The 25,133-nt window shown below is 63.2% G+C and carries 17 protein-coding genes, 1 pseudogene and 1 riboswitch; of the genes and pseudogenes, 6 read left to right on the top strand and 12 right to left on the bottom strand.

Annotation, left to right across the window (positions count from 1 at the left end):
* Positions 1 to 87: 87 nt before the first annotated feature.
* The 3 genes from BMIN_RS03175 to BMIN_RS03165 all read right to left on the bottom strand — a co-directional run bounded on the left by BMIN_RS03175 (position 88) and on the right by BMIN_RS03165 (position 3,865).
* Positions 88 to 906, bottom strand: coding sequence for a prepilin peptidase (locus BMIN_RS03175; protein ID WP_022861126.1), 819 nt, complete (start codon positions 904 to 906; stop codon positions 88 to 90).
* A 76-nt stretch (positions 907 to 982) separates the two neighbouring features.
* Positions 983 to 2,764, bottom strand: coding sequence for a hypothetical protein (locus BMIN_RS03170; RefSeq protein ID WP_026647452.1), 1,782 nt, complete (start codon positions 2,762 to 2,764; stop codon positions 983 to 985).
* Between the two features lie 291 nt (positions 2,765 to 3,055).
* Complete coding sequence (locus BMIN_RS03165) at positions 3,056 to 3,865, bottom strand: hypothetical protein (RefSeq protein WP_162138751.1); 810 nt, start codon at positions 3,863 to 3,865, stop codon at positions 3,056 to 3,058.
* Here BMIN_RS03165 and BMIN_RS09260 point away from each other — a divergent pair.
* From BMIN_RS09260 to BMIN_RS03135, 6 genes and pseudogenes are all read left to right on the top strand, one after another.
* Positions 3,765 to 5,281: pseudogene (locus tag BMIN_RS09260) on the top strand (GspE/PulE family protein). The gene BMIN_RS03165 and the pseudogene BMIN_RS09260 overlap by 101 nt on opposite strands.
* A gap of 124 nt (positions 5,282 to 5,405) precedes the next feature.
* On the top strand, positions 5,406 to 7,520 hold the full coding sequence (locus BMIN_RS09060; protein ID WP_022861129.1) for a type IV pilus twitching motility protein PilT: 2,115 nt from the start codon (positions 5,406 to 5,408) through the stop codon (positions 7,518 to 7,520).
* Positions 7,521 to 7,628: 108 nt separating this feature from the next.
* A riboswitch (TPP riboswitch) is annotated at positions 7,629 to 7,743 on the top strand.
* Positions 7,735 to 8,715 (top strand): hydroxyethylthiazole kinase, encoded by a 981-nt coding sequence (locus tag BMIN_RS03150; protein WP_022861130.1) that lies wholly within the window; start codon positions 7,735 to 7,737, stop codon positions 8,713 to 8,715. Its footprint overlaps the riboswitch before it by 9 nt.
* A 224-nt stretch (positions 8,716 to 8,939) precedes the next feature.
* On the top strand, positions 8,940 to 11,582 hold the full coding sequence (thiC, locus tag BMIN_RS03145) for a phosphomethylpyrimidine synthase ThiC (RefSeq protein WP_022861131.1): 2,643 nt from the start codon (positions 8,940 to 8,942) through the stop codon (positions 11,580 to 11,582).
* Positions 11,579 to 12,466 (top strand): bifunctional hydroxymethylpyrimidine kinase/phosphomethylpyrimidine kinase, encoded by an 888-nt coding sequence (gene thiD / locus BMIN_RS03140; RefSeq protein ID WP_022861132.1) that lies wholly within the window; start codon positions 11,579 to 11,581, stop codon positions 12,464 to 12,466. Before thiC ends, thiD begins: the two co-directional genes overlap by 4 nt.
* A 19-nt stretch (positions 12,467 to 12,485) precedes the next feature.
* Positions 12,486 to 12,881 carry a thiamine-binding protein gene (locus BMIN_RS03135; protein WP_022861133.1) on the top strand — a complete coding sequence of 132 codons (396 nt, stop codon included), beginning with the start codon at positions 12,486 to 12,488 and terminating at the stop codon, positions 12,879 to 12,881.
* 9 nt (positions 12,882 to 12,890) lie between these two features.
* Here the strand turns inward: BMIN_RS03135 and BMIN_RS03130 are convergent, their stop codons facing one another.
* The 9 genes from BMIN_RS03130 to BMIN_RS03095 form a co-directional block, all read right to left on the bottom strand.
* Complete coding sequence (locus BMIN_RS03130) at positions 12,891 to 13,598, bottom strand: response regulator (RefSeq protein ID WP_022861134.1); 708 nt, start codon at positions 13,596 to 13,598, stop codon at positions 12,891 to 12,893.
* Positions 13,595 to 16,384, bottom strand: coding sequence for an ATP-binding protein (locus tag BMIN_RS03125; protein ID WP_022861135.1), 2,790 nt, complete (start codon positions 16,382 to 16,384; stop codon positions 13,595 to 13,597). The genes BMIN_RS03130 and BMIN_RS03125 overlap by 4 nt, the downstream gene beginning before the upstream one ends.
* Before the next feature lie 156 nt (positions 16,385 to 16,540).
* A complete protein-coding gene (gene kdpC / locus BMIN_RS03120; RefSeq protein ID WP_022861136.1) occupies positions 16,541 to 17,170 on the bottom strand; it encodes a K(+)-transporting ATPase subunit C in 630 nt (209 codons plus the stop codon).
* A 14-nt stretch (positions 17,171 to 17,184) separates the two neighbouring features.
* Positions 17,185 to 19,326, bottom strand: coding sequence for a potassium-transporting ATPase subunit KdpB (gene kdpB, locus BMIN_RS03115; RefSeq protein ID WP_022861137.1), 2,142 nt, complete (start codon positions 19,324 to 19,326; stop codon positions 17,185 to 17,187).
* A 1-nt stretch (position 19,327) separates the two neighbouring features.
* A complete protein-coding gene (gene kdpA / locus BMIN_RS03110; RefSeq protein WP_034886261.1) occupies positions 19,328 to 21,004 on the bottom strand; it encodes a potassium-transporting ATPase subunit KdpA in 1,677 nt (558 codons plus the stop codon).
* Positions 21,005 to 21,035: 31 nt separating this feature from the next.
* The gene (locus tag BMIN_RS09170; RefSeq protein ID WP_022861139.1) at positions 21,036 to 21,128 is read right to left on the bottom strand and encodes a potassium-transporting ATPase subunit F; all 93 of its coding nucleotides are present in this window, start codon (positions 21,126 to 21,128) and stop codon (positions 21,036 to 21,038) included.
* Positions 21,129 to 21,634: 506 nt separating this feature from the next.
* On the bottom strand, positions 21,635 to 22,444 hold the full coding sequence (locus BMIN_RS03105) for an isoprenyl transferase (RefSeq protein WP_022861140.1): 810 nt from the start codon (positions 22,442 to 22,444) through the stop codon (positions 21,635 to 21,637).
* Positions 22,445 to 22,446: 2 nt separating this feature from the next.
* Entirely contained in the window at positions 22,447 to 23,190 is a 744-nt protein-coding gene (gene recO / locus BMIN_RS03100) for a DNA repair protein RecO (protein ID WP_022861141.1), read from the bottom strand.
* A 23-nt stretch (positions 23,191 to 23,213) separates the two neighbouring features.
* Positions 23,214 to 24,827, bottom strand: a complete 1,614-nt coding sequence (locus BMIN_RS03095) for an alpha/beta hydrolase family protein (RefSeq protein ID WP_238565608.1) — start codon at positions 24,825 to 24,827, stop codon at positions 23,214 to 23,216.
* Positions 24,828 to 25,133: the final 306 nt, after the last annotated feature.

Here is a 25,133-nt window from a genome sequence, read left to right as displayed (position 1 = left end):
CTTCATGTCATGCAGCGTTTCACGCAGACATGGCCCTACTTATGCAGACATGTTTCGACATCAACGTCAATTAGCGCATCCCTCCCCCTATCCTAATCCCAATAGGCCCAGATATAGGCGGGCGAGTGGCGCTCCGGCCATGATGCCTATCCACGCTCCGACAACCATGGAGGGCCCGAAGGGGATGCCCCCGTGGATGTCGACCTTGTGGCACGCCATCTGGACGACGCCCACGACGCCGCCCACGAGGAAGGCCGCGAATCCGCCGACGAGCAGCGGCCCCCAGCCCATCCACGCCAAGGACATCCCGAGCAGCGCGGCGAGCTTCACGTCGCCCATCCCCATCCCGCCGGGCCAGATGAGCGCGAGCAGAAGGTAGAAGACGCCGAGGGCGAGGCCCCCCGCCGCGGCCCTGCCCAGCGACCACCATGACCCGGCCATGCCGGACGCGAGGGAAAGAAGCACAAGGCTGACGAGGTATGACGGGTAGACCACGACGTTGAGGATGAGCTGATGGTCGAGGTCGATGAACGCCACGACGATGGACACGGCGGTCAGATACAGCAGGTCGGGCAGCAGCCAGCCGGGATAGAGCCCGCCCATCGCCCCCGCGACGACCATGGCCGCCGACGCTCCTCCGAGTGCCTCCACGAGCGGATACCGCGCCGATATGGGTTCGTGGCAGTGACGGCAGCGCCCGCCAAGGACCGCGTAGGAGACGAGCGGGATGTTGTCGTACCACGCGATCCGCTCCTTGCACGTCGGGCAGAAGCTCCGCGGCGGGTCGACGAGGCTGATGCCGTTCGGCACCCGCCAGATCACCACGTTGAGGAATGAGGCGATGAGGCAGCCGACGACGAAGGCGGCTGCGACGGCCAGCACGAAGTCCGCGATGTCGATGCTCATTGTTGGTTCCCCATAGTCAGACCGAAGTGTCCGTCGTCCCAAGTCCCATCAAAGCCAGGTCCCATGAAAGCGCGTCCTAGGAAAGCTGCTTGGTGACGATGAAGGATCCCGTCCCCGCCGTCATGGACGTGCCGGATGATCCCGAGCTTCCCCCACTGCCCGAACCTGAGGAATGGGAGTATCCGGACGCCGTGTTCCACTCCTGCGGATACGTCGTCTGCCCATAGATGTTCGTGCTTGATGCCGAGCAGCTTTCAAGGGCGATGTACGACATCGTGGGGTCGTACCAGTAGTCGTGGAAGTCGAAGTCCGGATCGTCGGGACTCATCTGCGTCAGACACTGTGGGTCACTGGAGGAGTCAGGATTCGTGGGGTTCACCGTCGAGGCTAGGACGAACTTGTAGTTGAACTTCGAATCGGCTCCCACATATCCGAACCTGTAGAAGGAATGCGTCGAATCGGTCGACGACGCCGTTGGGCATGCGGAGTAGGCACCATAGAGATTAAGAACCTTCTGCGCCTTGGATTCGGACGACGTCTGTATCTCGAAGCAGAAGTTCTCGTTCGCCTGATCATTCCAGTACGACTGAGACGTCAAAGTGGTCAGCACCGGGGTCTTATCAGCAGTGAAGTCTGTAGCCGATGCGGCCTCGATGTAGTCGATGTGTTGGGAGATCCAGTGCCAGTCCGTACTGCAGTTGTTGTAGTCGCAGCTCGGCTCGAGGGGCTCCGCGTCCACGTTGCAGGGGAGGGTGGTGAGTTTACCGGTATTTCTGCTCTGTCGCCCATCGATGCAGTATCCCGTGGAACTGACGATCTGCTTGGTCTCGTAGCCGGACTCTCCGGCCATGCCCAGAGATCCGGTGTAGAACACGTTCTGGTTTGTCGTCCAGTCGTTCATGATGCGGGGGTTCTGCCATTTGCTGGAGATGAGATAGCAGGCTTTGCTGCCATCGGAGAACTGCTCTCCCGCACCCGTGTCACAGGTGCCGGGATACTCTCCCGAGCCGCCTCCCGTGCTGAAGTTCTCATATAATCCCCTGTATCCGAACAGAGTCTGATAGAGCGTCTTCGAGTTCGAGTCTTTCACGTCGTCTCTCGCGTTCATGAACCCGTAGTAGAACGCCCATTTCTGATTCTTGTTGAGGAGGCTGTCGGGGTCGTTGGCCTCCTTCGTCGCATACGTCGCTTCATATGCCGCGGCCCCGTTGACCCTGGGCGAATATCCCGTTCCGCACTTCTCGAGCTTCGCGGGCATGTTGACGGTGTCGCCTTCGCCGGTCACGCACAGATCCGTCCCGGCCAGTCGGATGCTGTCGTCCGCGCTGTAGACCCAGGTGTTCAGATGCTTGTATGCACCGGTGGACTTGCATTGATCCGAGTAGGTGATCGTGATAGTCCCATTGTTGTCGGTCGACGTGGCCACACGGAAAAGACGGACAGGCGAGTCCTCCGTGGCGTCCTTCGTGGGATCCACGTCCCCCGTCGTGGTGTCGGTGGCGGCTACCATGCAGGTCTGATACCGCGGATCCTGAACGATCAGCCCCGTGGCCCCGCTTGGATTGTTCTGCACCTTCCACCAATCCGAAAGAGTGTTATTGTTCGCGATGAGAACGCCGGTGGCCGCATCGTAGGACTCTGCATATATCCAGGCGCCTTTGTCGCCATTGATGGTGAGCGCCTTGCCGTAGAACGTCGTGCTGCCGGACGTCCCCCCGCTGCTCCCGCTGCTGGTCGTCTTCGACCATCCGAACTGGTAGATGCCGCTGAGCGATTTGGTGGCGACGATGACCTCCACAAGGGTGAAGCCGCGCTGGCCATGCGACGGCGATCCACCAGACCCCGACAACCTTTTCACGCGACTCCCCTTAGAACCTTCGAACTCCATGAACCACACAGGATCCCGGACGTTCAGGATCCTGGACGACCACGCCCGATTTATGTCCACTTATAAAGACAACAATCCCAATTCCCGAATCATTATAGACGCCCATCACCATAGCGCGGGCAAAAGGACCGCCGTCGCCCGCTCATGGAATCAGGACGCCACGGACGCGCCACCGACGCACCTGCGCAGTGACGCTCCGACGCACCGCCAAACCACCGGCACAGCAGCGCAGCAGCACGGCGTCACGACCGCCACCCGACGTCACGGCTCGGACGGAACCCACTTGCTGCTGCCCGTCTGGCTGTAGAACGTCCACACGGCAGACTGGCCACCGGATTTGAGGGACTTGTTGGAGCCCGCCACCTCATAGATGCCAAGCTTCAGATAGAAGGTGACCTTGACGGTGTTCCCCTTCGACACCGAAACGGCAACGCCGCCCACCGTGCCGGGCTGATCCTTGGAGAACGTGCAATACCGCGTGTCCCCCTCCTTCACGCAGTCGTAGCCGCCCGCGAACGTGATCTTGGACTCGTCCTGATCCACCTTCCGCAGCGCGGTCTCGACCGCATTCGTCGTCTCCCGGACATCCGTCGTCACGGACAACTTGAGAGAGGTTTTCTGTTCGTACAGGAACATCGGCACACCCGCGGCGACCGCCACTACGGCTACGATGACGAGGACGATCACCACCATCCTGGACAGTCCAGACTCCCCCGAGAGGAGCAGCATGGGTGACCCCACAGCATAACGGGGATTCTTCTTCCGGAAGAAAACGGAAACCGACGACGACCGCGCCGACCCAGCCCCTACGGATCCGAAAGACCCCGCGAAGCGGACGTCCCAGACGGACAGGCGCGAGGTCTTCAGACCGGACGGGGTCCCCCGCCACTCCATCGGCGGCGTGTTCGAGCCCGACACCGCCTCGATCCTGAGCATCTCATCCGACTCGCAGAACGAGCAGAGCCGGGCCATGATACTGGCCAAGAACATGAGCCTGCCGTTCGTCAACCTCAACGAGTACGACATCGACACCGACGTGGTGTCGATGGTCCCCGAGGATCTGTGCCGCAAGAACCAGCTCCTCCCATCTCCGTCATCAACGGACGGCTCGCAGTCGCCATGGCCGACCCCAGCAACTTCGCCGCCATGGACGACGTATCCGCCACGACGGGAATGTCGATACTGCCGATGGTCGCCATGCCGTCCCAGGTCGAGGCGACCATCAACCGGTATCTGCGCGCCAACGCCGAACTCAGCGAGATCTCGCACGATCTGGACGCCAAGGTCAAAAGGGCCGTGGACATCGAGGACGACGAGGACGAGGCCGCATCACCCGTCGCCAGATTCGTGAACCTCCTCATCAGCCAGGCCATCGACGACCGCTGCTCCGACATCCACATCGAACCCCAGGAGGACGGCCTTGAGGTCCGATACCGCATCGACGGCGTCCTGCACGTGTTCCAGAAGGCCCCCAAGTCCATGACGCAGGGCGTCATCAGCCGCATCAAGGTGATGGCCGACCTCGACATCGGAGAAAGGCGTCGTCCCCAGGACGGACGTATAACCGTGCGCCATGGCGGCAAGAACATCGACCTTCGCGTGGCTACGCTGCCCACCGTGTGGGGCGAGACCGTCGTCATGCGAATCCTCAGCACGCCCGCGGGAAACCTGAGAGTGAAGGACCTCAACTTCAGCCCCGAGAACCTCGCCATCTACCAGAAGGCCTACCAGCGGCCCTACGGAATGGTGCTCGTCACCGGACCGACCGGCTCGGGAAAATCGACCACGCTGTACGCCACCCTCGGCGACGTGGCGAAGCCCGACATCAACATCATCACCGTCGAGGACCCGGTCGAGTTCCGCATGAAGGGGATCAACCAGGTGCAGGTGAACGCCAAGGCCGGACTGACGTTCGCCGCCGCGCTGAGATCCATCCTCCGCGCTGATCCCGATGTGGTGCTCATCGGCGAGATCCGAGACGCGGAGACCGCGACGATCGCCATCGAGGCGTCACTGACGCGCCACCTCGTCCTCTCCACGCTCCACACCAACGACGCCCCCAGCGCCGTCACGCGTCTGACCGAGATGGGAGTCGAGCCTTTCCTCGTCAGCTCATAGCTGGCGGCCGTGATGGCACAGCGGCTTGCACGACGGCTCTGTCCCAAATGCCGCCGTGCCGATGTGGCGACACCCGCCGAGATGAAGCTCTTCGGCATGGATCTGCCGGAAGGCCAGACCGCCCCCACCGTGTACAGGCCGGTCGGATGCAACGAGTGCTCAAACACCGGATACCGCGGGCGCGTGGCCATACAGCAGGTCATGGGAGTCAACGACGCCATCGAGTCCCTGATCGCCAAAGGAGCGAACTCGCTCGAACTGACCGCAGCGGCCACCGAGAACGGCATGACGTCTCTTCGCGACGACGGCTGGCACAAGGTTCTGGCCGGGATCACGTCGGCCGAGGAAGTGCTCCGTGTGACGGCGTGATGAGACCGGTGCGCCAAAGGCACCGCGCCACGCGAACCGCACGGCACGCAAGGCAGGCACGGCACAGGCCGCCACTAACAAAACGTCAACGTCAACACCACCGGCAACGCAGCAGGGAGGACACATGGCACAGGACAACACCACCAGAGGCAACACGACCGAGGAGAGCACGACCGAGGACACCGGAACATGGAGCGGCAACTGGTTCGACGGCCCCGGAATCGACTATCTCGCGAATCTCAAGGGCGTGACGATCCCCAACACGACGCCGCCCATCGACCATAATCCGCGCCGCGGCAAGCACTCGTCGTCGGAGAACACCATCAGCGCCGATGATCCGGATCTGCAGCCGCTTCTCAAAGCCCTCGACGCGGACGAGGTTAAAAGTCTGCCATGGCCCACCGAGCCCAAGGACGTCTCCGACGAGAACACGAAGGACGACGACACGACCGCTCGGACGAGGGAGGATCCTGCGCCGGTGCCGGGGCCGGAACCGGCACCCCTGCCAGTGGCGGAATCCGCGCCTGCGCCTGCGCCCACGCCCACACCCGTGTCCTCGGGGGTCCCCGCGCCTGCATCCACGCCCACACCCACACCCACACCCACGACCACACCCACACCCGAGACGGTACTGGTATCCGACAGCGCGCCAGCACCCGAGACCGTGACGGCATCGATGTCCTTCCCGGCCGCGGTTGCACTGTCGACACCTGAACCGGCACCCACGCCTGCGGAAAAGACGGAGCCCGAATCCGGGACCGAAACGCATCGGCTCCCGTCACCGGCGGTCGCTCCTCCGAGAACACCGAACCCGCCGGCGCCTGCCGATCCTTCGGCAACAGACAGCATGACGAACGGCGACCGCGCGGGATCGGCGACGGAAACGGAACCGCCCGCACGAACAACGCAACCGCCCGCACGAACCGACGATCCACGCGGCAACCTGGCCAACCTCGCCACCACCACACGCACCCGGATGGCCACGGAGCCAACAAGAACATCATCGGAGCCCACACCCGACGTCCTCACCCGCGTCGAGGAATTCGTCGACGCCAGCTTCCAGACCGGGGAGATAGTCGACGACGCCGAGAAAGCCGTCCGCGAGAGACTCCGCGGTCGGGCCATGAAAGTGGCGGCCACGCTGAGAAGCGAGCATCCCGAAGCCCCCGACGCCTTCGTCCACGCGATGACAAGCCTTGTCATGCATCAGGCCTCCGACGTCCACCTCGTCGTCGGCGATCCACCCATGCTGCGCGTCGATGGAAGGCTGAGGCCCGTCAACGGCGAGTCCGCACTCACCAAGGAGGACACCGTCGCGATCACCGAGGTGATGACCACCGAAGTGGAGCGGGAGCGCTTCGAGCGCGATCTCGAACTGGACGTGTCCTTCTCCATCGGCTCTCTTCTGCGGTTCCGCGTCAACGTCTATCAGGACCGATCCGGGTGGGGCGTTGCGATGAGGAACATCCCTCTGGAGATCAAAACGTGCGAGCAGCTCGGACTTGACGGCAAGCTCGCCGATCTGGGGATGCTTCCGCGCGGACTGGTCCTCGTATGCGGCCCGACCGGATCAGGAAAGTCGACGACCCTCGCCGCGATACTCGACCACGCGAACCAGAAACGCACGGATCACATCATCACCATCGAGGATCCCATCGAGTTCGTCCACCACCACAAAAGCTGCATCGTCAGCCAGCGTGAGGTGGGGACGGACACGCACAGCTTCGCGGAGGCGCTGAAGCATGCGCTCCGCGAGGATCCCGACATCATCGAGGTGGGAGAACTTCGGGATCTGGAAACCATCTCCACGGCCCTGACCGCGGCGGAGACCGGGCATCTCGTGCTCGCCACGCTGCACACGCAGGACGCCGGATCGACCGTGGACCGACTCATCGACGTCTATCCCGAGAACCAGCAGCAGCAGATACGCGTCCAGGTGGCGTCGACGCTTCGCGCAGTCATCATCCAGACGCTGCTGCCGCGGGCGACCGAGCATGGACGGGTTCCCGCGACGGAGATCATGTATTCGACTCCGGCCGTGGCGGCGCTGATCCGCGGATCCAAAACGCACCAGATCCGCACCCAGCTGCAGGCCGGAGGCGAACTCGGCATGCACACCCTCGACCAGGACCTCGCCCGCCTGGTCAACAGCGGGGAGGTGACCTTCGAGGACGCCCAGTCCCGGGCGCAGTACCGCGACGAGTTCGAGAAGCTCGTCAACGCCCGGCGCGCATACTGACTTCGCACAACCGCAAAAGAGTGTCGACAGCAACAGAGTGTCGACAGCGAATAAGACGCCCCCGATAGGGACGACACCGGATGTCCGGCGTCGTCCCTATGGTTTTCTTTCGTAATGCAGGGGAACCCCGAACCACACGATGGCGACGGGTTGAGATAGGCGGACGCCTGACCCTTAGAACCTGTTGGTTAACACCATCGTAGGGAGCAACGTCATGGACGAGAGAATCCATACCGTGCCCGATGACGCGCGAATCAGGCAACGCGTCATGAACGCCGTCTCGACGGTTAGGGAATCAACGCCGCTGGCACAGTCCTTCACCAATTTCGTGACCATCAACCTGGTCGCCAACGCGCAGCTGGCGGCGGGCGGAACGGCGGCCATGAGCTACCTGCCCGACGACATCATCGATACCGCCCAGGTCGCCAGGGCCAGCTACATCAACGTCGGCACGCTGCTGCCGTTCTATGCGGACGCTCTCGACCAGATCACCGCGTATTTCCACACGGCATCGCATCCCTGGGTCCTCGACCCGGTGGCCGCCGGAATCGGCTCGACGCGCACGCGCATTCTGTCGTCGTTCAGGGAGAACCCTCCCACGGTCGTGCGGGCGAACGCGTCCGAGGTCATCGCCCTCGCCTCCATATGGGGACTGGACGTTCCATCGACGACGCCAGCGGCGGACGATGCCTCCACGGACGACTCCGAGGCCGACACTGCGGACGACGCCCCTGCGGCACCGACCAAGCCCGCCGGAGTCGAGGCAGTGGACGACGTCGACTCATCACAGGCCGCCGCCATCGCCATCGCCCGCTTCCTTCGTGCGACGGCCCCGAACCATCGCGCGGCCGTCGCGGTCTCGGGACCGGTCGATCTGATCACGGACGGCGATCAGGTGTTCCGGCTTTTCGGCGGGGACGCCATGATGACGAAGATCACCGGAGCGGGATGCGCGTTGGGTGGCGTCACTGCCACCTATCTGGCCGTCTGCGACCCCCTGGTCGCGGCGCTGTCGGCGGGACTTCTGTTCAACCGGGCATCCGAGGCCGCGGCCACGAGCTCGTCCGGGCCGGGATCGTTCCAGACCGCCTTCCTCGATGCGCTGTGGAACGCGGACGCGCGGGACGTCGCCATGGGGAACATGACCGCGGCATCCGCGCAGCAGACCCATCCCGTCGTGGAAACGGTTCTGTAGACCCCTCACTTTTACACCCTAATTTTTCATACCTTTTTTTAACACCCTGTATTTTCTTGCCGATTTTTCCGGTGAACCACCAATTCCATGCCACATTTTCCGCCACGGAGCGGAGAACAGGAGAGCGACCCATGACCAGCAGCAGCACCAACAGCACCACACCATCGATGGCGTCTCAATCAACACCGACGTCATCCACGTCACGATCCGCAATGGCACAGTCCATGACGCCGCAATCCGCGGCGTCACTGTCATCCGACCGCTACCCCTACGCCTCCATGCGGTCAGCCTTCGACCTGTCGGCCTACTTCGTCGTGGGGCCGCAGGACACGAAGGGCCGCGACATCGGAGGCATCGTCGAGGACGCCCTTCTGGGAGGGGCCACGTTCATCCAGCTGCGTGCCAAGGACACCGACGCCAAGGACATCACCATCATGGCCCAGGACATCGCGCAGATCATCGAGGACAACGGCAAATCCGACGCCGTGGCCTTCGTGATCGACGACCGGGTCGACGTCGTCTGGCAATGCCGCCGCAAAGGAATCAAGGTCGATGGCGTGCACATCGGGCAGACCGACATGGAGCCGCGCGAGGCACGGGCACTACTGGGTGACGACGCGATCGTGGGACTTTCCGCCGAAACGGAAAGCCTGGTCAAACTCATCAACGAGCTTCCCGCCGGATGCATCGACTACATCGGCGCGGGGCCACTGCACTCCTCCACCACGAAACCGGAGGCGGCCGCCGTTGAAACCGATGGAAGCCGCCATCTGCTGACCCTCGACCTGATCGACACCATCGCCACGGCCAGCGCCTATCCGGTCGTGGTCGGCGGAGGCGTCACCGCCGATGACATGGAGGGTCTCGCCGCCACGCATGCCGCAGGATGGTTCGTCGTCTCCGCCATAGCCGGAGCCGACGATCCCCGGCGGGCCACGCGCGAGCTGGTGGAACGATGGCGCGGGGTTCGAGGGGAACGGAAGCATGGCTATGCGGCCCGCCCCGAAAGCACCGTCGAAACGAGGGTCGTGGCGAAGGTTGGGGACGCCGCGACCCCGAACGTCAGACCATTCGGTGTCTTCACCAATGCGAAGGAGGCCAAGGAGGCCGCCCGACTTGCCCGCCAGCAGCAGGTCGACATCGCCGCGCGCGGATCGGCGCAGCGGGATCGGACCCATATCCGCAAAACCACGCCCATTCATTTCACGAACCGGCATGGCAGCTACGATCTTGAGGTTCCCTACACCGAAATCGCCCTGGAGGACACTCCCAGGGGCGGCACGAACGAGCCCTTCCGCGATTACAACACCGAGGGGCCGGGATGCGATCCCAAGGAGGGGCTCGCCCCGCTGCGTCTGAATTGGATCCGCGACAGGAACGACATCGAGGAGTACGAGGGGCGGAACCGCGATCTGGCTGACGACGGCGCCCGGGCGATCAAGCGCGGGAGGGCCACCAAGGAGTGGAGAGGCCGCACGCACAGGCCGATGAAGGCCTCCGGCCATCCCGTGACCCAGATGTGGTACGCGAGGCACGGCATCGTCACCCCGGAGATGCGGTACGTCGCCGAACGCGAACGCTGCGACGTGGAGCTCGTGCGATCCGAACTCGCCAGCGGACATGCGGTGATGCCCTGCAACATCAACCATCCCGAGGCGGAGCCGATGATCATCGGATCGAAGTTCCTCACCAAACTCAACGCGAATATGGGCAATTCCGCGGTTTCGTCGTCCATTGACGAGGAGGTCGACAAGCTCACGTGGGCCACGAAGTGGGGTGCGGACACCGTGATGGACCTGTCCACCGGCAACGACATCCACACCACGCGCGAATGGATCCTGCGCAACTCCCCCGTCCCCATCGGCACCGTGCCGATGTATCAGGCGCTGGAGAAGGTCGACGACGACGCTTCCAAGCTATCCTGGGAGCTGTTCCGGGACACGGTGGTCGAGCAGTGCGAGCAGGGCGTCGACTACATGACCATCCACGCCGGCGTTCTCATGCGCTACGTGCCGCTGACCGCCAACCGCGTGACCGGCATCGTCTCGCGCGGAGGATCCATCATGGCCCAGTGGTGCCTCGAGCACGAGCAGGAGAGCTTCCTGTACACGCATTTCGACGAGCTGTGCGACATCTTCGCCCGATACGACGTGGCGTTCTCGCTCGGGGACGGGCTGCGGCCCGGCAGTCTTGCGGATGCCAACGACGCCGCGCAGTTCGCCGAGCTCATGACGCTTGGCGAGCTGTGCCAGCGGGCATGGGACCACGACGTGCAGGTGATGATCGAGGGGCCGGGACACATCCCGTTCGACACCGTGCGTATGAACATCGAGATGGAGAAATCGATCTGCAAGGGCGCACCCTTCTACACCCTGGGACCCCTGACGACCGACACGGCGCCCGGCTACGACCACATCACCTCCGCCATCGGCGCCACCGAGATCGCCCGGTACGGCACGGCCATGCTGTGCTACGTGACGCCCAAGGAACATCTGGGACTGCCCAACAAGGACGACGTGAAGCAGGGCGTCATCACCTACAAGATCGCCTGCCACGCCGCAGACATCGCCAAGCACCATCCGCACGCCCAGGACCGCGATCTGGCGATCTCCAAGGCGCGGTTCGAATTCCGCTGGCTCGACCAGTTCAATCTGTCCTTCGACCCCGACACGGCCATCGCCTTCCATGACGAGACCCTACCTGCGGAACCCGCCAAAATGGCGCATTTCTGCTCGATGTGCGGTCCGAAGTTCTGCTCGATGGCCATATCGCAGAACATTCGAGCACGCTTCGGGGGCGTCGATCAGCAGGAAAGAATCGTCTCCCAGGCGCAAAGCATGGCCGAAAAAGTCCGGACCGCACGATGACGTCCCCCCTCGCCTCGGTGCTGTCGATCGCGGGAAGCGACTCTTTGGGGGGAGCGGGAATCCAGGCCGACCTGAAAACCCTGATCGCCTGCGGGGTCTATGGCATGAGCGCGATCACCTCGCTGACGGCGCAGAACACGACCGGGGTGTTCTCTACGCAGAACACGAGCATCAGCATGCTGGACGCCCAGATCAGGGCCGTGTTCGACGACATCAGACCGGACGCCGTGAAAGTCGGCATGATTCCGACGGCCCCTCTGGTCGATGTCGTCGCCCGACGGCTTGACTCATATGCGGCGACCAACGTGGTCGTGGACACGGTGATGATATCCTCAAGCGGCACGGCTCTAATCGACCGGAACGCGATTGACGCTGTGGACGCGAAGCTTCTGCCGCTGGCAACGCTGATCACCCCGAACATCGCCGAGGCTCAGACGCTGCTCGGTCTCAAACCGGGATCGCTGGGCGACCCTGCGGCCATGGAGGATGCCGCGCTGGCTCTGTCCTCCCGATACGGGACGGCGATTCTCCTCAAGGGCGGCCACAGCGCCGGAAATGCGAACGACGTTCTGGCGGACCGCGGACGAACGACGTGGTTCACGTCGCCGCGCATCGACAACCCGAACACGCACGGCACCGGATGCACCCTGTCCAGCGCCATTGCCGCGGGGCTGGCCACGGGCCTGACGCTGCCGGAGGCGGTGGCCAGCGCGAAGGCCTACACCACCGGGGCGATCGCGGCGGGGCTGGACCTCGGGCAGGGAAACGGTCCCATGGACCACGCATGGCGGTGGCACAATGAAGAGGAACGCCGAATCGCGATCACGCGGCCACAGGCAGCCGGCGTCTCACATCAGCGGGCGGCGGCGCATGACAACACGTAATGAGAAAAGGAAAGAGAATATGGGCACCAACACCAACACGGAACACGACGACACCCGAAGCACGGGCACCACACAGGAAACGAAGCCGGACCGCGCACAGGCGGCGCCCTACGTCAACACGGTCGCCGCTGTGGCCATCGCCCCCAGCGGCGTCGGCGAGGAGCTGAGCGAATATGTGGCGCAGGCGATCGCCGTCATCCGGGATTCGGGCCTCCCCCAGGAGACGAACGCCATGTTCACCAACATCGAGGGCAACCTCGACGATGTCTTGGCCGTCGTGCGCGACGCCACCATGAAGCTGGTGAGCCAGGGCTGCAGAACGGGCGTCACCCTCAAACTCGACATCCGGCCGGGGTTCACCGGGCAGATCACACGCAAGCCGCAGCTGGTGGACGAGATCCTCGGCAGGCGCTGAGGACGCGGATCACCGCTTCTGGCCCGGCCCCGGATCCAACCGGTACCCCATTCCCGTTTCCGTGAGAAGGTACCGTGGATGGGAGGGGTCGGGCTCGATCTTCTTGCGAAGCTGGGACATGTACAAGCGCAGGTATCCGCTGTCGGAGATGTGCTCGCTGCCCCAGATGTGCGTCAGCAGATCCTGGCGGGTGACCAGTTTGCCGCAGTTGCGAATGAGGAGCTCCAGCATCTTCCACTCGGTCGGGGTCAGCTTCACCTTGACCCGCCGACCCCGAATGGCCTTGTCCACACTGTGCGACGCCAGATCGACGGTGACCGCACCGAGATGGACCACGGGCTCCTGGTCCTCCGAGGGCTGTGTCATTCGTCGGCTCAACGCCCGTATCCGGGCGAGCAGCTCATCTATCGACACGGGCTTGGTCACGTAATCATCCGCCCCGGCATCCAACGCCCTCACCTTCTCCCGGGCGTTCACCCGCCCCGACACCACGAGGATGGGCGCGTTCGTCCATCCTCTCACCCCCTCTATCACGCTGATGCCGTCCATATGGGGCATGCCCAGATCGAGGATGAACATGTCCGGATGGGTGTCCACGGCCAAGGAGATGCACGACACTCCATCCTGCGCCGTGATGATCTCGTATCCCTGCGATCGCAGCGTGATGCGCAGCGCCTTGCGGAACTGCGGATCATCGTCGGCGATGAGAATCTTCATTCTTCCCCCTTTTCCCGAGACTGCGAATCCTCTTCCTGCATCGGGTCTGCAGCCGTTGATGTGTCGATCAGCTGATCGACGTTGACGTCGCTGTCATCGATCTGACCGGGCGGAAGGGAGATGGGGCTTCCCACGACGGCGTCGGGGCCGAGCGCCCTGAGCGAAATCACCATGGTCAGCCCGCCTCCAGGCGTGTCCTCGGCGATCAGCCTGCCGCCCATCCCCTCCACGAATCCTTTGGAAAGGGCCAGGCCCAGACCCAGGCCAGTGGTGTTATCGGTGTCGCCCAAACGTTGGAACGGCACGAATATCTTCTCCTTGCGCTGCGGGGCGATCCCGGGTCCGTAGTCGATGATGCGAATCTCCACCCGCTCGCGGAATGCGCTGATGGATATCCCGATTTTTCTGTTCGGCGGATTGAACCGACTGGCGTTGAGAAGCAGATTTGAGATCGAACGTCTCAGAAGGGGCGGATCGGCGCATACCAGCGGGCTCTCATGGATATCGAGACTGACCTTGTCCGGTCCCATATCCAGTTCGTCAAGCGCCCCGACGATAACCGATTCGCTGTCGGTCGCGCACAACGAAATCGGAAGGGCGTCCTCACGCAGCCGACTGACATCCAGAAGATCGGTGACAAGCTTCGTCAGCTCCTCCAGGCTCCGCGACGCCACCTGCAGCAGATCGTCGCGGTCGGATTCATCAAGGTGGTCATAATTGCCCATCAGGCCGCTGACCGCGGCGGTGGCCGAGGCCAGAGGCCTGCGCAGATCGTGGCTGAGGGCGTCAAGAAGGGCGCTGCGAATCCTGTCCGCCGCCGTCAGAGGCTCTATTCTGCTGGCCTTGCGTTCCAGATCCTTGTGCTCGAGCACAGTCTGGACCTGGGTGAGAACCGTGTTGAAGAGCCGCTGGTCGTTGGCGGTGATCTCCGCCCCCTCGGCGGTCAGGGTCGCCTTGCCGCCGTTGAGTTCGTACACCATAAGATGGTCGTCATCATCGTCGGACACGTCCTTGATGCCGTCATCCACGTCATAATGCGGCCCATTGCCGTCCCCGGCGTCCACTGCGCGGCGCTCCGCGCCACCGTCCGCATGCGCGCATGCACTCTGTTCCGCCGCCGGACCCCCTGATGAATCGCCGTGTCCCTCCTGCTGGCCGGGGGCAGGCTCAGACACGCTTTGCACGATGGTCCCATCCTCCTGCCGCAAGGTCACCCGGCTGAATCCGAACGCCTCCCGGGCGCGGTCCACCAGCGCCCGGAGCGGATCATGGCTTCTGAGCACACTTCCCGAAATCGACGACAGCAGCTCCGATTCGGCTCGGGCCCGCTGGGCCGCATGGCTTCGCCGTTCCGCATGATCCACCACGTAGCTGACGAGCAGCGCGATAACCACATAGAGAAGGAGCGAGATGACGCCGAACTGCTCATACATGTGGAACGTGCCGATGGGGGCGATGAAGAACAGGTCGATGATGGCTCCGGAGACCAGCGCGGCGGCGACGGCCGGAATCGCCCCTCCGATCATGGCGGCTATCACAACGATGAGCTGATAGGAGAGAATGTTGCGCGGAAGGCTGTACTCGTCATGTCCCGGCATCAACGCGACAGTGAGAAGGGGTATGGCGATCGCGCAGAACAGCAGTCCGAAAAGCTTGCGCTTCGGGGGAAGCACGCCGTGGATCTTGGGCAGGGTGAACCCCTGGGCCGCAAAGTCATGGGTGACCAGATGCACGTCGATGCTGCCGCAATGCTGAACGAGATTCTCCGAAACCGAGGGGCAGCCGAAATACCGTCTCAGAGAGCTTCTGCTGGAGACGCCTATCACGATCTGCGTGGCGTTCACCGCCTCGGCGAATTCAACGATCGAATCGACGATGTCCTCGCCAACCACCTGGTGGAAGGTGCCGCCAAGCTTTTCGACGAGAGCACGCTGCTGGGTCAGAAGACGCACCTGGCCCGACCGCAGACCGTCGGAGCTGGTGACGTGCACAGCCAGCAGCTCGCCCCCTCCGGACCGCGCCGCGACGCGCGCGCCACGCCTGAGCAGCGCCTCGCCCTCCGGCCCTCCGGACAGGGCCACGACGACCCTTTCACGGGTCTCCCACTTGTCGTTGATGCCCTGCTGCTCGCGATACTGGCGCAGGGATTCGTCCACGTTGCCGGCCAGCCACAGGAGGGCGAGCTCGCGCAGGGCAGTGAGGTTTCCCAGTCTGAAATAGTTGGAGAGGGCGGCGTCCACCCGATTGGGCGCGTAGACCAGGCCGGCGGAGAGACGTTCCCGAAGTATCTGCGGGGGGATGTCCACCACCTCTATCTGATCGGCCGTCCGCAGGAACGTGTCGGGAACGGTCTCCTTCTGAAGGCTTCCCGTAATCGCCCTCACGACGTCGTTGAGCGACTCGATGTGCTGCACGTTGATGGTGGTGATGACGTCGATGCCCGCATCGAGGATGTCCTGCACGTCCTGCCATCGTTTGTCGTGCACGCAGTCCGACACATTCGTATGAGCGAGCTCGTCGACAAGGGCCACCTCGGGATGTCTGCGCAGCGTGGCGGCCAGATCCATCTCCTGCACATGCAGATGCCGGTAGGTCATGAGCCTGGGCGGTATGGATTCAAACCCGTGAGCCTCCTCCTCGGTCGCCTTTCGCCCATGGGTCTCCAGATAGGCGATCACGACGTCGCTCCCGTCGCGCACGAGTCTATGCCCCTCGCGCAGCATGGCATACGTCTTTCCGACACCTGGAGCGGCGCCAATCAGTATTTTCAGCGATCCCTTAGTCATTGCGACTTCCCATGTTCACGACGGCGAATAGCTCAAGCATGCATATCATGCACCCATGTGTACACATATAGCGCCCCGCGCACAACAGCACACGCTTTATGCGCAGAGCCCATGGCGGGGAGGGGAGCCGCACCCGGCTCCCCTCCCCGCCATGGGCTATCGCATCCGGTCGAGGGCCGCGTTGAGCAGCACGACGTTGACGCCCGGGTCTCCGATGAAGCCAAGACCCCGACCCGACGTGTACCTCTGCACCAGCGCCTCCACGGAGGCCGGGCTCATGTGCCGCGCCCTGGCGACGCGATTGACCTGAAGCGACGCGTAGGCGGGACTGATCTGATAATCAAGACCCGACGCCGAAGCCGTCACCGCATCGGCGGGGACCTTGTCCGGACTGACCTTCTCCAGCTTCGCGACGGCAGCCCTGCGCTGGCGTATGGCCTGCAGCAGCGTGGCGTCCGAGGTCCCGAGGTTCGACCCCCCGGATGATCCGGCGTTGTATGGCAGATCCTTGCCCTGCGCATCGGTCGTCACCGACGGCCTCGACTGGAAATACCTGACCAGCGGCCTGCCCTTTTTGTCGAGGAACGACTGCCCGATGTACCGCGAGCCGATCACCTTTCCCTGAGAATCGGTGATGAGCGAGCCGTTGGCCTGATCGTGGAACAGTCCCTGGCCGACGAGCGTGACCGCAGGCGTGTATATCAGCGCGATGAACAGCGTCAGCACGACCATCGCCTTCAACGCGGCGACAAGAGTGCGTGCGTGAAGTGTTTCAAACAATCTCATTTCCTTACCTCCCGTTACATGCCCGGGATCAAGCGAATAAACAAATCGATGATCCAGATGCCGATGAATGGGGCGATGATGCCTCCCAACCCGTAGATTCTCAGGTTGCGCGACAGGATCTTCTCACTTCCCTCGGCGCGATACTTCACACCCTTCAATGCCAGAGGAATCAGCAGAACGATGATGATGGCGTTGAAGATGATGGCCGACAGCACGGCCGAGAAGGGCGAGTGCAGACCCATGACGTTCAGGACGGACAGGCCGGGGAACGTCTGCATGAACATGGCCGGTATGATGGCAAAATACTTGGCCACGTCGTTGGCTATGGAGAACGTCGTCAGCGCGCCGCGGGTGATGAGCAGCTGCTTTCCGATGCGGACGATGTCGATCAGCTTAGTCGGATCCGAATCCAGATCCACCATGTTGCCCGCCTCCTTCGCCGCAGAGGTTCCGGAGTTCATGGCGACGCCGACATCGGCCTGGGCAAGCGCCGGTGCATCGTTCGTGCCGTCGCCCGTCATGGCCACAAGCTGGCCTTTGGCCTGCTCGGCCCTGATGTACGACAGCTTGTCCTCGGGCTTGGCCTCGGCGATGAAGTCATCGACTCCGGCTTCGGCCGCGATGGCCTTGGCCGTCAGGGGGTTGTCCCCGGTGACCATCACCGTGCGGATCCCCATTTTGCGCATATCGGCGAACCGCTCCTTCAGACCCTTCTTGATGATGTCCTTGAGCTCAACCACGCCCAGAACGCGGATGCTTCCATCCTCGTTCTGCCGGGCGACGACAAGCGGCGTCCCCCCTGCCTGGGACACCACGGTGACACGGTCATGCAGCTGATCCATGGTCTCCTGATCGGGGGTGCCCCCTTCGGCGGCTATCCACGATTCGACGGCGGAGGCCGCTCCCTTGCGTATATGCGCGCCATCTGGCAGATCCAGGCCGGACATGCGCGTCTGCGCGGTGAAGGGAACCGATGTGGTTCCGTCGACCTGCTCGAGAACGCATCCCTCCTTCGCCGCCAGAGCGACGATGGACTGACCTTCGGGAGTATTGTCCGCCAGCGAGCTGAGGGCGGCCGCACGGACCATGTCGTCATGGCTCACCCCGGGCAGGGCGTGGAAGGTGGATGCCTGGCGGTTGCCGTAGGTGATCGTTCCCGTCTTGTCCAGCAGCAGGGTGGTGACGTCGCCGGCTGCCTCGATGGCACGGCCGGACGTGGCCAGGACGTTGCGCTGAACCATGCGGTCCATTCCCGCAATGCCGATGGCGCTCAGAAGGGCTCCGATCGTCGTGGGAATGAGGCAGACAAGCAGCGAGATGAGTATGGTCAGCGAAACCGAGGCCTTCTGATACGCCGCCATGGGATTGAGGGTCAGCACCACCACCAGGAAAATGATGGTGAGCGAGCTGAGCAGGACGCTCAGCGCTATCTCGTTGGGAGTCTTCTGTCTGTTCGCCCCCTCCACCAGCTGGATCATCTTGTCGACGAAGCTTTCTCCCGGCTTCTGGGTGATGCGCACGATGATGCGGTCGGAAAGCACGCGCGTACCGCCGGTGACGGCACTCCTGTCCCCACCGGACTCACGGATCACCGGGGCGGATTCGCCGGTGATCGCCGACTCGTCCACCGAAGCGATTCCGGATATGACATCGCCGTCGCCGGGCACGAGCTCGCCCGCGGAGACGATGACCACATCGCCACGGCGAAGTTCGCTGGAGGACACCTCGATGGCCGGCGTGATGCTCACATCCGGATCATCCTGGGCGTCGTAGCCGTGGACCCTTCGCGCAGGTGTCGCGGTGCGCGTCTTGCGCAGCGCATCGGCCTGGGCCTTTCCGCGTCCCTCGGCAACGGCCTCCGCAAGGTTCGCGAACAGAACGGTCGCCCACAGCCACAGGGCTATCACCCACGTGAAATACGCGGGTATGCCGCTGCCTCCACGCAGACTGGCGTCATGGGGGAAGACGAGCTGAAAGATGCCGAGGACGGTGAGGAACAACGCCCCGACCCAGACGACGAACATCACCGGATTGTGCCATTGCACACGGGGATCGAACTTCTTGAGCGCTTCCGGGAACGCCTTCGACAGCACGTGTCCCAGTCCCGCGTTGCTATTTTTCTTCATATTGCCGAGAACGGCCTGCGAGTCAGACATCTCAGGCACCCAACCCTTCCGCCAGCGGTCCCAATGCCAGTGCCGGGAAGAACGTCAGCGCCACGATAATTATGATGACGAACACCAGAAGGAACACGAACAGCGCCGTGTCGGTCCTGAGCGTTCCGCTGGTCGCCGTGATCCTGTCCTGCTTGGACATCGATCCGGCCAGGGCCAGTGTCAGTACGATGGGAATGAACCGACCAAGAAGCATGGCGACGCCGAGCGCGACGTCAAGCCAGGGCGTATTCGCGCTCAGACCGCCGAACGCCGAGCCGTTGTTGTTGGTCGCGGACGTGAAGGCGTACACCACTTCGGAGAAGCCATGAGACCCCGGGTTGAAGCCCGGGACGGAGGCGGATCCCTTCGATATTCCCGGTATCGCGAACGAAAGGCCCACGCCAGCAAGCACGATGACCGGCATGACAAGGAAGTAGAGCGAAGCCAGCTTCATCTGATGGGGTCCGATTTTCTTGCCGAGGTATTCCGGGGTGCGTCCCACCAGCAGACCGGCGATGAACACGGTGACCACCGCCATGACGATGATGCCGTACAGGCCGGTTCCCACCCTCCGGGGGAGACCGTCGCCCAGCATCATGTTCAGCAGCAGCATCATGCCTCCAAGCGCGGTGAACGATCCATACGAGGTATCGGTTGCCCCTGTCGAGGTGCCGGTGGCGGTGGTGCCGAAGACACTTGACCACACGACACCGAAGCGGGTCTCCTTGCCTTCCATCGCACCTCCCGCAAGATGGGCGGCCGGGTCGTGCAGCGAGGACTCGAAGCCGATCAGGATAAGGAAGGACGCGGTCCAGAGGATGAACATCGCGGCGGCGAGGGCATAGCCCTGCCTCACATCGCCGACCATGACGCCGAAGGTGCGCGTGAGCGACACGGGGATGGCCAGCATGCAGATGATCTGAATGAGGTTCGTCCACACCGAGGGATTTTCAAACGGGTGGGCGGAATTGGCGTTGAAGAAGCCGCCGCCGTTCGTGCCCAGCACCTTGATGACCTCCTGCGAGGCGACCGGGCCGCCCGGAATCTGCTGGGTCCCCGAGGCCACCGTCGCCGTGCTCACGAACCCGTGGAAATTTTCGATGGTTCCCAAGGCGATGAGGATCAGAGCCCCAACGAACGCGATGGGAAGCAGGATCCGCCACCACGCGCGCATCATATCGACCCAGAAGTTGCCGATGTTCTCCTGCCTCTTCTGCGCGAATCCGCGGACGAACGCGATGGCGACCGCGATGCCCACAGCCGCGGAAAGGAAATTCTGCACGCACAGACCGGCGAGCTGCACGGTGTAGCCCACGGTGGTCTCCGGCGAATACGACTGCCAGTTCGTGTTCGTCACGAATGACGCGGCCGTGTTGAAGGCCAGGAACGGCGAAACCGCACCCAGCCCCAGCGAATAGGGCAGGTACTGCTGCAGGCGCTGCAGGGCGTAGAGAATAATGAGGCCCACCAGGGAGAACGCAAGCACTCCCCGCAGATAGGACCTCCACGGCTGACTCTTGCTGGAGTCCACACCAACAACTCTATAGAACCAGCGCTCGGGCGCCAGATCCTTCGGCGACGTAAACACCCATGCCATGTATCCGCCAAAGGGCTTGTACATCGCCGCCAAAATCGCAACTACCAGCAACACCGCTGCGATCGCGTAAAAATAAACCATTACAACCTCTTACAGTAAAAATAGCCCAGGCCTAAAAGCGCTCGGGGCGAATAAGCGAGTACGTCATGTACACCACCCCTGCCACTGCAAGCACCGCGGCAATGGCATCAAAAACGGTAATCACAGGTGCTCCATCCTTCCGGACAACGCGTCGAAAAGCATAAACAGAACAATGCTTCCCACAATCACAATGGCATCAAGCACAACTTCTCCATTCCTCAATACCGTGTAAATACGGCTGCCCTGTGCAGGGCAGCCATGGTTCCAGCTGGAACTATCGGCGTCTTCACCACTGACGCGTTCGCGTCATGGATGTGGCAAGACACATCACACATACACTATGGAGCCGATCCGGGGTCGGCGCCCTTTTTTACGGAACCCATATGTACGCGCGATATTTACTAACGGATTCCTTACACGACGGCTTGTGGGAATGGGCACGGGGAACAGAAGACATGCGCCGACGCCCGGCGCACGGGCGCATGCCGCTATGACCGGCGTGCGAACAGGTTCGGAAACGCCCCAGGTACGGGACGGGGCCAAGGCACGCTCAGCGCCCGGCGATGGCGGCCGTTCGCCGAACGGCCTCTCCCCCGCCACCCGCCGGGCGCAGCAGCGGGGCGGGCCCCATCACGAGTGGCGAACGATGTTCTGCACGACCCCGCCGAAGCGACGGTCGCGGTGTATATAGTGGTCGATCGAGCGCCACAGCACGGCACGCCCGTAATCGGGAAACAGTTCGGGAACGAAGTCCAGTTCCGCGTAGGCGGCCTCCCACGGCAGGAAATTCGACGTGCGCTGCTCACCGGACGTGCGAATCACCAGATCGGCGTCGGGAATGTCCGGATTGTACAGATGCTCGGCGATCATCCGCTCGGTGACGCGATCCCCACTGATCCGGCCGTCACGCACGTCCCGGGCGATGGCCGCCGCGGCGTCCGCGATCTCCGCCCGACCGCCATAGTTGATGCAGAACACCACATCGATGGTGGTGTTGTCCTTTGTGCGCTCCATCGCCTTCTCAAGCTCGTCGATGACGGAACGCCAGAGCCTCGGTCGCCGCCCCGACCACCGCACCCGCACCCCCCACTCGTCCATCTGCGCGACGCGACGGTGGATGATGTCGCGGGAGAAACCCATGAGGAAACGCACCTCCTGAGGGGAACGCTTCCAGTTCTCGGTCGAGAAGGTGTACAGGCTCAGATACCGCACCCCCGCCTCGATCGCCCCGGCGATCGTATCGAAAACCACCGGCTCGGCGGCCTTGTGCCCCTCCGTCCGGACGAGTCCGCGCTGCTTGGCCCAACGCCCGTTGCCGTCCATGATCACGCCCACATGCCGAGGGACCCTGCCCTTGGGGAACTCGGGAACGATGGCCGGGTTGCTGAATGGCGCGGCGGGAACGCTTAATGACGTATAGTCGACATCTTCGAAAGCCATGCCTACGAATCTACCCACCGCAGCGAACGAATGGGCCGCTCGAGATAATATGCGCTCCATTCCTCGACAACACGCGCCGCATCCGCCACGATCGCGGCATCCCCGCCGCCGGCGTCCACGGCGGACCAATCCCCACGCAGAAGCGCGGAGACCCGATCCACGACGGCCCGCGAGACGCGCCGGGAGTTCGGCGTGTGGTCCGACGCGCACATCAGCCCGCCCGCCTCCATCGACAGCCACAGATCACCCTCCCGGGCCATGCCCCGCCCGCACACGACGCAGGAGTCCAGCCGGGGCGACCATCCGGCCATGGCCAGCGCCCGCATCACATACGACAACGCGATGGCTTCGCTCGGATGCGCGTGCCGCGCCAGCGCCGCCAGCGCACCGACCAGAAGCCGGTACTGCCGTCCGGCCGGCTCCTTCTCCGCGGCGACCACTCGATCGGCCGTCTCAGCGATCACGTTCGCCGCCGCGAAGGCATCGTAGTCCGCTCCGATCGGGCCTGCGTACGATCCCACGGACGCCGCCTGCGACACCACATCCAGCGAGCGCCCGGTGGCGATGAGCAGATCGGAGCGCATGAAGGGCTCCAAGCGGCCGCCGAAACGCGACTTGGTACGACGCACGCCCTTCGCCACCGCACGCACCTTGCCATGGTCGCGCGTCAGAAGGGTGACGATACGATCGGCCTCACCCAGCTTCACGGTGCGCAGGACCACGGCCTCATCGCGATACAGCGGCATCGGACCCACCTTCCACGGACATGTCAGTACAGGAACAATCCCCAGAACGCGAACACGAGCATCACGCTGAACATGGCCGCCGAGCTCAGCCAGAACAGAACCCGTGCCAGTCTCGTCGACGCCAGAACCGGCTCATGCCCGCTGACGACCGCGCGTATGGACCCCTGGCGGGGAGGCCACCGGATTATTCCACGACGCTGCGAGACCTCGATGAGGTGCGCGATCAGGCGCGACCAGGCCACCACCACCAGAACGCACGCGATCTGGATGACCGGCCAGCTCCAATCCGCTATTCCTCCGGAATCATTCGGAGCAGCCCCCCACGCCAACCGGACCACCCTCATGACGACCTCTGCGAAACCCGCCACCAGCAGCAGCATAGCGGCCACGGTCATCATGATCAGCGCAAGAAGTGATCCGCCGAACCCATGAAGGAATCCGAGCGCCGGACCACGCCGACGAATCATATACCGTATTTTCCTACCCAAGGCGACAAGACCCAGCATCAGTGATGCGAGCAGGAGGAGGATCATCATCACGTGGAGGATGGTGCCATAGATCGTCAAAGGACGGTCGGCCTTGAGTTCAGAGGGAATCGGAATGGACTGATAGATCGTCGCGCCGGCGATCCGGTCGCTCGTCTGCCTCAGCCCCAGGGACGTGCCCACGCACCACGCCGTCAGATCATCGAGGTACCCGTCCACCAGCGGCGTGTTCGATTGCGACTCGTCACCCAGGCGAAGAACGTGGCTCGCCACCGGATACGAGCGGATGGTCACGTTCCAGTTGCCCGCCTTGTGCGACAGTCTGAGGATGTTGTGCACTCCGCTGACCTGCGCGGTCATCACGTCCTTCGACCCATACACCACAAGCGTGGGAATCGAGTATGCACGGGTGTTCATGGTATTCAGATCGAAGTTTGTCAGGCCGAACAATTCACCGTCTACGCGCAGGACGCGGCGGACGACGGATTGATACCCGCGGTTGGCACCCGCCAGCGTGAAGTTCTGAGAGGCGAGGAATCCTATGGATCTGCGTGGCGTCGACACCATGGGGCTGAGCAGCACCTGAAAGGCCACACGATGATCTATGCCCAACAGGTAGGAGGCGATCCATGTGCTCTCGGAGTTCGCGTAGATGCCGACGTTGTCGGGATTGACGTTGTCAAGTGTGCGCAGATATTCGATGACCTTGTCATAGGCCGCGGCGGAGGCCGGATAGTCCCGCGTGATGTCATCCGTCGACCATACCGGTTTGTCCATCACGGCGGTGACGAAACCGGCCGACGCAAGAATCGACGCGACATCACCGTAGGAATCGTCGATCGTCCCGTATCCGGCACCATGCATGAACACGATCGCCGGACGCCTGCCGGACGCCCCGCGCGGCGAGCGCATGAGGACGCGCACGCTCTCGGTCTCCCCCGTGGACGACCTGGTGACGGTCATTCGCGTGACCTTCTTATCGACCTTGTAGGTGTCCCGGGTGGGAGTGGATGCGTCCTCACCGGCGAACGTCACGTCCGTGTCCGACGTGAGGGTGTCGACCGTCTGTCCGCTGGGCTCGTTGTTCCACGTCACCGCCGTGGCATGCGAGACGAACACCAGAATGGCGACCAGGATCACCGCTATCGGCATCGCGACCGAAAGACGACGCGCCCTGCTCCATGGAGCGTCCAGACCGCCCTTCGCGGATGCGGATGAATCGTCGGGCACGGCGGCGGGATCGTTTTCCTGTTCATTGGACACGCAGACCATTGTAGCCATCGGGGCCGGGCCGGCTCCGGGCCGGTTCCGGTCCGGTTCCAGCCCGTCCTCGGTTGATGAATGGCCGTCGGAAGCACACCCCACCGATCGGACTCTTTCTAGGATGCCCCCAAGGCATGCCTACTGGCCGGGCATGCCTTCCTGGCCGTACCGTGTCTTGCGGCTAGGCATGCCTCC

Source organism: Bifidobacterium minimum (genome assembly GCF_000741645.1).
Taxonomy (GTDB): Bacteria; Actinomycetota; Actinomycetes; order Actinomycetales; family Bifidobacteriaceae; genus Bifidobacterium; species Bifidobacterium minimum.
This window is presented reverse-complemented; position numbering and strand designations above follow the sequence as displayed.